General features: G+C 54.4%; 1 pseudogene. It reads right to left on the bottom strand.

What is annotated here, in order from left to right:
• A pseudogene (locus CYD26_RS24845) lies at window positions 1-316 on the bottom strand (transposase); the annotation flags it as partial.
• Window positions 317-379: the final 63 nt, after the last annotated feature.

Below are 379 nucleotides of genomic sequence, written 5' to 3'. Positions count from 1 at the left end.
GGGTAATCAGTCGAGTGCTTCTTGATGAAGGCGTACTTCAGCCGCACTCCTTGGCAAAGTACGCGGCGGCCTTTTTTAAGATGTCTCGTTCTTCTGTCACACGCTTAAGTTCGGCCCGAAGCTGACGCAGCTCGGCTTGCTGGTCATCATCTTTCTGACGCTGTTCTTGGGGCTTGCTGTAGAGCTTGATCCAGGCGTAGAGACTGTGAACGGACATCCCCAGGCGCTCGGCGACATCGGCAACAGGTTTACCTTTCTCGGTCACTTGCTTGACCGCTTCGATTTTGAACTCTTCGGGGTAACGCTGGCGACTCATGGCACCTCCTATTTGGGCCTCATTATGAGGCTTGGAGGTGTCTAGGGAACCAGGGGCGATTCA

Origin of the sequence: Pseudomonas sp. FFUP_PS_473 (assembly GCF_002858665.1) — a bacterium.
Taxonomy (GTDB): domain Bacteria; phylum Pseudomonadota; class Gammaproteobacteria; order Pseudomonadales; family Pseudomonadaceae; genus Aquipseudomonas; species Aquipseudomonas defluvii.
This window is presented reverse-complemented; position numbering and strand designations above follow the sequence as displayed.